At 71.2% G+C, this 6,809-nt stretch carries 6 protein-coding genes; 3 read left to right on the forward strand and 3 right to left on the reverse strand.

The features are described from left to right. The coding region (gene ligD / locus VF612_RS12045) for a non-homologous end-joining DNA ligase (RefSeq protein ID WP_408660097.1) at window positions 1-864 on the forward strand (864 nt) is incomplete at its 5' end. A 13-nt stretch (window positions 865-877) separates the two neighbouring features. Here the strand turns inward: ligD and VF612_RS12050 are convergent. Both VF612_RS12050 and VF612_RS12055 read right to left on the reverse strand, forming a co-directional pair. After that, a complete protein-coding gene (locus tag VF612_RS12050; RefSeq protein WP_408660098.1) occupies window positions 878-1,753 on the reverse strand; it encodes an NAD(P)H-hydrate dehydratase in 876 nt (291 codons plus the stop codon). Continuing rightward, window positions 1,740-2,471: a histidine phosphatase family protein gene (locus VF612_RS12055; RefSeq protein ID WP_408660099.1), complete on the reverse strand. Its 732-nt coding sequence runs from the start codon at window positions 2,469-2,471 to the stop codon at window positions 1,740-1,742. Before VF612_RS12055 ends, VF612_RS12050 begins: the two co-directional genes overlap by 14 nt. 265 nt (window positions 2,472-2,736) lie before the next feature. On the opposite strand from VF612_RS12055, the gene VF612_RS12060 reads away from it, so the two are divergent. After that, a complete protein-coding gene (locus VF612_RS12060; RefSeq protein ID WP_408660100.1) occupies window positions 2,737-5,337 on the forward strand; it encodes an ATP-binding protein in 2,601 nt (866 codons plus the stop codon). A gap of 177 nt (window positions 5,338-5,514) precedes the next feature. Here VF612_RS12060 and VF612_RS12065 read toward each other — a convergent pair whose 3' ends face one another. Then, on the reverse strand, window positions 5,515-5,979 hold the full coding sequence (locus tag VF612_RS12065) for an STAS domain-containing protein (protein ID WP_408660101.1): 465 nt from the start codon (window positions 5,977-5,979) through the stop codon (window positions 5,515-5,517). A gap of 308 nt (window positions 5,980-6,287) precedes the next feature. Here VF612_RS12065 and VF612_RS12070 point away from each other — a divergent pair. Continuing rightward, the coding region (locus tag VF612_RS12070) for a GreA/GreB family elongation factor (RefSeq protein WP_408660102.1) at window positions 6,288-6,809 on the forward strand (522 nt) is incomplete at its 3' end.

Here is a 6,809-nt window from a genome sequence, read left to right on the forward strand (position 1 = left end):
GGCCGGGTCCGGCTCCGCTCCCGCAATGACCTCGACGTCACGGTCAGCTATCCGGAGCTGGCCGGGCTGGGCGCCCGGCTGGACGGCCGGCAGGCGATCCTGGACGGCGAGGTGGTGGCCTTCGGCGCCGACGGCCGGCCCAGCTTCGCCCGGCTGCAGCGGCGGATGCACGTCGGCCGGGCCAGCGAGGCGCTGCGGCTCAGCGGCACCGACCCGATCCGGTACCTGATCTTCGACGTGGCACACCTGGACGGCGAGGCCACCGTCGGGCTGCCCTACCGGCAGCGCCGGGAGTTGCTGGACGGCCTGGGGCTCGACGACGGCAGCTGGCAGTGCCCGCCGTACTTCGCCGGCAACGGGGCGAGCCTGCTGCGGGCCAGCCAGGAGCTGGGCCTGGAGGGCGTGGTGGCCAAGCGGCTGGACAGCTCCTACCGGCCCGGCCGGCGATCTCCGGACTGGCGCAAGATCAAGAACATCCGGAGCCAGGAGGTCGTCGTCCTGGGCTGGCAGCCTGGCAACGGCCGGCGGGCCGGCACCATCGGATCGGTGCTGGTCGGCGTGCCGAGCGGGACCGAGGGGCGCGGATCCGGGGCAGGCCTTCGTTACGCAGGCAAGGTCGGAACCGGGTTCACGGAGGCGGCGCTCACCGTCCTGCACCGTCAGCTGCGCGCCCTGGCCCGCCCGACGCCGGCGCTGGCCACCCCGCCGCCGCGGGCCGAGACCCTCTCCGCGCAGTGGGTCGAGCCGCGGCTGGTCGCCGAGGTCGGCTTCGGCGAGTGGACACCGGACGGCCGGCTGCGGCACCCGGTGTGGCGGGGGCTGCGGCCGGACAAGTCGGTCCAGGACGTCCGGCTGGACGGCTGAGCCCGCAGCCGAGTCAGGCCTGTAGCTCGGTGAGCACCAGCGGCAGCTCGTCGAGGAGCTCGCGGGCCAGGAAGCCCAGCGACCCGACCCGGGCAGCCAACCGGTCGCCCGCCGCGGCGTGCAGGTAGGTCGCCCAGCAGGTCGCCTGCGTCAGTGACGCGCCGCGGGCGAGCAGGCCGACCAGCGCGCCGGCCAGCACATCGCCACTTCCCGAGGTGCCCAGCCCGGAATGCCCGGCCGGCGCCAGCCAGCTGTCGCCGGACGGCGCGACGATCCGGTTGTCGCTGCTCAGCACTGCCTGGTAGCGCTCGGCGAGCAGGTGCTGCGGATCATCGGAGTCGGCCGGCTCGTCCGAGGCCGCCAGCAGCCGTTCCAGCTCGTTGTGGTTCGGGGTGAGCAGCAGCCGGCCGGCGAGGGCCTCCAGCGTGGCGGCCGACAGCTGGCCGATGGCGCCGATGGCATAGGCGTCGAGCACGATCGGCAGGTGCTCGGGCGCATCGGGGACCAGGCCGGCGATCAGCTCGGCGGTCTCGTCGACATCGTCGAGCCCCGGGCCGATCAGGATCGCCGCGGCGGTGTCCAGGGCACTGCGGATCGATTCCGCCGCGCTGCCGGCCACCGACCCGGTCGGGGTCTGGGGCAACCACAGCACCGCGGATTCCGGAACGGCGGCAGCCACCGGGCCGGCCACCGACTCCGCCACCGCCAGGGTGAGCACCCCGGCGCCGACCCGCAGCGCGGCCAGGCCGGCAAGCATCACCGCACCCGGCGCGGTCCGCGCGCCGCCGATCACCAGCACCCGTCCCCGGCTGGTCTTGTCGCCGTCGGGGATCGGCAGCGGCCAGTGGCGCAGCGCGGCCGGCGTCAGGATCTGATCAACGGGCTGCATCGAGCTCTCCCGGATGCTCGGTGGGCCGGGCGCCGAAGGCCTCGAGGTGCTGGTGGTCGTTGTAGACAGCGGTTCGCCAGCCTGGTTCGCCGTCCTGGCGCACCAGCCGGCTGACCGAGGCGTTGGTCACCGAGCCGGTCCGGGCGATCTGGAACACCCTGTCCTCATCCAGCTGCTCGCAGACGTAGCGGAACAGCAGGATCACCGCGTCGTGGGAGACGATCAGCTGCCGGCCGTGCCCGGTGCGCTCCAGATCGGCCAGGAAGGCCCTGATCCGCAACACCAGGTCCACCCAGGACTCGCCGCCCGGCGGCCGGTAGTAGAACTTGCCGAGCCACTGGCGCCGCTCGGCCTCGGCCGGAAACCGGCTCTCGACGCCGCGCCGGGTGAGCAGGTCGAGCACCCCGAGCTCGCGGTCGCGGATCCGCTCGTCCTGGCGGAGCGCCGGCGGATTCGTGAGCTCGGCCAGCGCCGTCTGGGCGGTCTGGCGAGCTCGCAGGTAGGGCGACGACCAGACCATGTCAGGCAGCCGGCCGGGGTCAGCCGCCAGCCACTGCCCGACCGCGCGGGCCTGCTCCACGCCGGTCTCCGACAGCGGGACGTCGGCGTCGCGCATCGGCATCGAGATCACCGGCGCTCCGGAGGACTCGGCTTCCTCCCGGGCGACGTTGCCGATGCTCTCGCCGTGCCGTATCAAGATCAGCTCTGTGACTGCCACCCGCCGACCATATCGGCTGGCCGGATCGCCCACCGGACGGCCCGCGGTGGCCTGACAGCGGGTCACTTCCGCGAGGGGCCGGATCGGCCAGATTCGCCCGCGATCGGACCGGTTGCTTCATCGCCGTCACCGCACGTTGTATAACTTAGATCCCACGTCGTGGCAGTTGAGAAGACAGCTGTCCGTGAATGGGTACCGCCGCCATGGGGAGTTCATGACATCGTCTTCCGGACTCTCCGAGTTCCTTGCCGCCCGTCTCCGGGCAGTGCACTCCCGCTTGGCCGAGCTGGCCGCAGCGGAGGCAAGCCCCGAGATCAGTGAGCTGATGGCCGAGGTGGCAGACCTGCGTGAGCAGCTGCTGGCAGCTGATGAGGAGCGTCGAGCACAGGTCGTTCCTCCGCTGGCCGACGCCGTGCCGGAGCACGGCGGGGACGCGGCGGACCTGTTCGCCGGCGATGACGAGACCATGACCCTGCTCCGCGATGTCGACTGGGCGGCGAGTCCGCTCGGAGCGGTGCGCCAGTGGTCTGCGGAGTTGAAGGCGGCGGTGCGCATCGTGCTGGCGTCGAAGGTCCCGATGATGATCTGGTGGGGCCCCGACCTGATCCAGCTCTACAACGACGCCTACCGCCCGTTGCTCGGCAACAAGCACCCGGCCGCGATCGGCCAGCCGGCCGCCGAGTGCTGGGCCGAGGTCTGGGCGTCGATGGGTCCTCGAGCGGTCAGCGTGCTGGCTGGCGAGGGCGCCAGCTACTTCGAGGACGACCTGCTGTTCATGGAGCGCAGCGGGTACCAGGAGGAGACCTACTGGACCTACTCCTACTCGCCGATCAGCGGCGATGCGCGTGAGGTGCTGGGCGTCTTCGTAGCCACCACCGACGTCACCCACCGGCAGGTGTCGGGCAAGCGGATGCGGACGCTGCGCGACCTCGGCGGCTTGTCGGTGACCGAGGACGACAATGTCTGTGAGCAGGCGCTGCAGGTCATGGCCCGCAACCGCGACAGCATTCCGTTCGCAGCCGTCTACGTCGTTGCCGAGGATGGCCAGGGCCGGTTGCAGGGCAGTTACGGGCTCTCCGATGGCGGAGCCGAGCTGCCTGCGGTGCTCCCGGCTGACTCTGCGGTGCTCGGCCAGGTGTTGAGCACCGGGGTTCCCGAACTCACCGACTTCGCCAGCTTCGCACCGGGCGCGGCGCCGCTGCCGTCGCCGCTCGGGCCGGCCACCCCCGGGATCATCCGGTTGCAGCCGGTCTGGCTGAGCGGGCACCCGGAGCCGGGGGCGGTGCTGGCGGTCGGCTGCAATCCCTACCGAGCCTTGGACGAGGCCTACCTGCGGTTCCTGGACCTGGCCGCCCGGCAGCTCGGGATCGCGCTGACCGACGCCGCCGCGTACGACGCCGAGCGGGCGCGCGCCGAGGCCTTCGCCGAGCTGGATGCGGCCAAGTCCCGGTTCTTCGAGAACATCAGCCACGAGTTCCGGACGCCGCTCACCCTGATGATGGGGCCGCTGGACGCTCTGCTCGACGATTCGGAGCTCACCCTGCCGCCCGAGCGCCGAGCCGATCTTGCCTCCGCCCGACGGGCGGTGCTGCGGTTGAAGAGGCTGGTCGACACCCTGCTGGAGTTCGCCCGGGCCGAAGCGGATGAACTGCGAGCCGAGCTGGAGCCGACCGACCTGGCGCTGCTGAGCGCCGATGTGGCCAGCATGTTCCGCTCGGTCGTGGAGGACGCCGGTCTGACCTTGACGGTGGACACCGCTGCCGTCACCGAGCCGATCGCCGTCGATTCGGAGATGGTCACCAAGATCCTGCTGAACCTGCTGTCCAACGCGGTGAAGTTCACCCCGCAGGGCACGATCTCGCTGCGGCTGGTTGAAGGCGGCGACGAGGTCCGGCTGACGGTGTCGGACACCGGCCTCGGCATCCCGGCCGAGGAGCAGCCCCGGGTCTTCGAGCGGTTCTACCAGGTATCGGCCGTGGGCGCCCGCAGCCGCGAGGGCGCCGGCATCGGCCTGTCGCTGGTCAGTGACCTGGCCCGCGCCCACGGCGGCGAGGTGACCGTGCGCAGCGAGCCCGGCCGCGGCAGCGAGTTCACCGTCCGGCTTCCCCGGGCTACGGTGGCGCCGCACCGGCATGCCGTCACCGAGGACATCGCCACGGTCGCGCCGGCCTACCTCGCCGAGGCGCGTACCTGGTCGGCCGCCACCCGCAGCGATCCGGTTCCCCCCAAGGCCGGCCAGCCCGAGCCGTCCGACCCGGACGCGCTGCCAGGCGGCTGCATCCTGCTGGTCGAGGACAACGTCGACATGCGTGACTACCTGACCCGGTTGCTGCGCGCCGATGGCTGGCAGGTCGAGGCGGTCGGCTCGGTCGAGGAGGCGCTGGCGACGTCCACGACGCCGGAGCTGGTGCTCTCCGATGTGATGCTGCCCAACCGCAGCGGCATCGAGCTGGTCAGGCTGATGCGCGCGAACCCCACGCTGATGCGGATCCCGGTCATCCTGCTGACCGCCAGGGTGGGGCCGGAGTCGGCAGCGGAGGGCTTGCGGGCCGGCGCCGATGACTACATCGTCAAGCCGTTCTCGGCACAGGAGCTGCTGGCCCGGATCCGCACCCACCACGAGCTGGCCAGGCTGCGCGAGTACGCGCTCAACCGCGCCGAGGACAAGGCGGCCAATCTCGAACGGGCGCTGTCGAGCAACCGGCAGATCGGCACGGCGATGGGCATCCTGATGGCACGGCTCAAGCTGACCGACGAGCAGGCGTTCGACATGTTGCGCAAGGTCAGCCAGAACAAGCACCGCAAGCTGCGCGACATCGCCGAAGAGGTGGCCATGACCGGGGAGATCCCCCAGCTGCAGTCCTGAGCGGTTCCCTGCGCGGATGACGCCTTGTGCGATGAGGTGTGACGCTGCTGCGACGGTGGTGACACGCCCGCTTGGCTACCGTGAATCGGCTGTCAACTTGTGGCGCCAGCGAGTCAGCCGAGGCCTCGGACGGTCAACAGCTACCGTCCGGGGTCGCCGTCCGTCAGCGGCGGGCCCTCAGCCCGCCAGCCGCCGCCTGGCCCGCCGCTCGCCCCGCCGGGGAACGGCGGGAGCGAAGACGGCCGAGGTCTCGGTCGCCAGCAGCGGCCTGCCGAACAACCGCAGCACCGACATGACCTCGGGATTGGCGTTGGTGAGCAACAGCCGGCCGCCTTCGGCCGACAGCCGCTGATGTATCGCCACCAGGGTGTCCACCCCGTCCAGGTCGAGCGACTGCAGCCGGGTGAGATCGAGCCGCAGCCGCCGGGTTCCGGCGTCGATGCAGCGTTCGGTGAAGTGCGCGAAAGGCAGGCACGACGGGCCGAGCAGGTCTCCGCCGAGGAAGAAGATCACCCGTTCCGGATCGCTGCCACCGACGCGCAAGGTGAAGCTCGGCCGTTCGGCATCGCCGTGGGAGTGGGAGCCGAACGAGTGGGAGCCGTTCGAGTGGGAGCCGTTCGAGTGGGGTAGGTCCGTGGCCATCCGAGCCTCCGTGATTGGCAGCTCGCGAAGCGCCGCCGTCCCCTGTGGGACAAGCGCTCTGCGGAGGTCCGGTGGCTGCGCGGTTCAACCCGGCTAAACGGTAACCGTTTTTGACGATAAATCCAATGCAATCGTCCGTTGTCCCCATCTGCGGAACAACCGGCGACAAGCCGAGGGCGACACGCAACTTGTGCGCCTTGATCAGGAGTGGCAACGCGCCCAGGCGTGCCGTACCGTCTACTTCAGAATTGGGTCGGCCCAGCAGGTGGTTTCGCCAGTTCAGCCCCACTCCGCCGGAGCATTCCGCCATGACCTCAACCCTTCCTGCCCCGACCGCCCGCAAGTCGCCCCGCCGCAAGCCTGCCGCTGCGGCCTCCGCTTCCGGATCGACTTCGGCGGTCTCCCCCCAGCACCCCTCTCCGGACGCGGTGGAGCACGCCATCCGCCGCCGGCTCGAGGATCTGAGGGCCCAGTGCGCCGAGGCGCTTGCCAATTACAGCCCGCCCGGCTCCTGCGGCGACGCCGCTGACCGGTGCGCCAACGTCGAGCTGGCCATCACCATCGAAGACCTGCAGGCCCGGATCACCGAGCTGGAACTGATGCTGCAGGCTCCCAAGAGCATCCGGCTGCCTCGCCGTGCCGGCCGCAAGAGCCGCCCGGCCGGCACCATCGAGGTCGGCAGCCAGGTCCGGGTCAGCTTCGACGGCGGCCGCACGTGCGAGACGTTCGTGCTGCTGCCGCATGAGCTGGCCCTCGGCGACGACGAGGTCGTGACGCCGAACAGCCCGCTCGGCCAGGCGCTGCAGGGCGCGGTGCCCGGTGACCGGATC

This window comes from Jatrophihabitans sp. (assembly GCF_036388195.1).
In the GTDB taxonomy this organism is placed as follows: Bacteria; Actinomycetota; Actinomycetes; order Mycobacteriales; family Jatrophihabitantaceae; genus Jatrophihabitans_A.

Excerpts from the sequence above, each read along its gene's own strand:
- VF612_RS12065 (WP_408660101.1), bottom strand. The coding sequence starts at position 5,979 with ATGGCCACGGACCTACCCCACTCGAACGGCTCCCACTCGAACGGCTCC.
- VF612_RS12050 (WP_408660098.1), bottom strand. The coding sequence starts at position 1,753 with ATGCAGCCCGTTGATCAGATCCTGACGCCGGCCGCGCTGCGCCACTGG.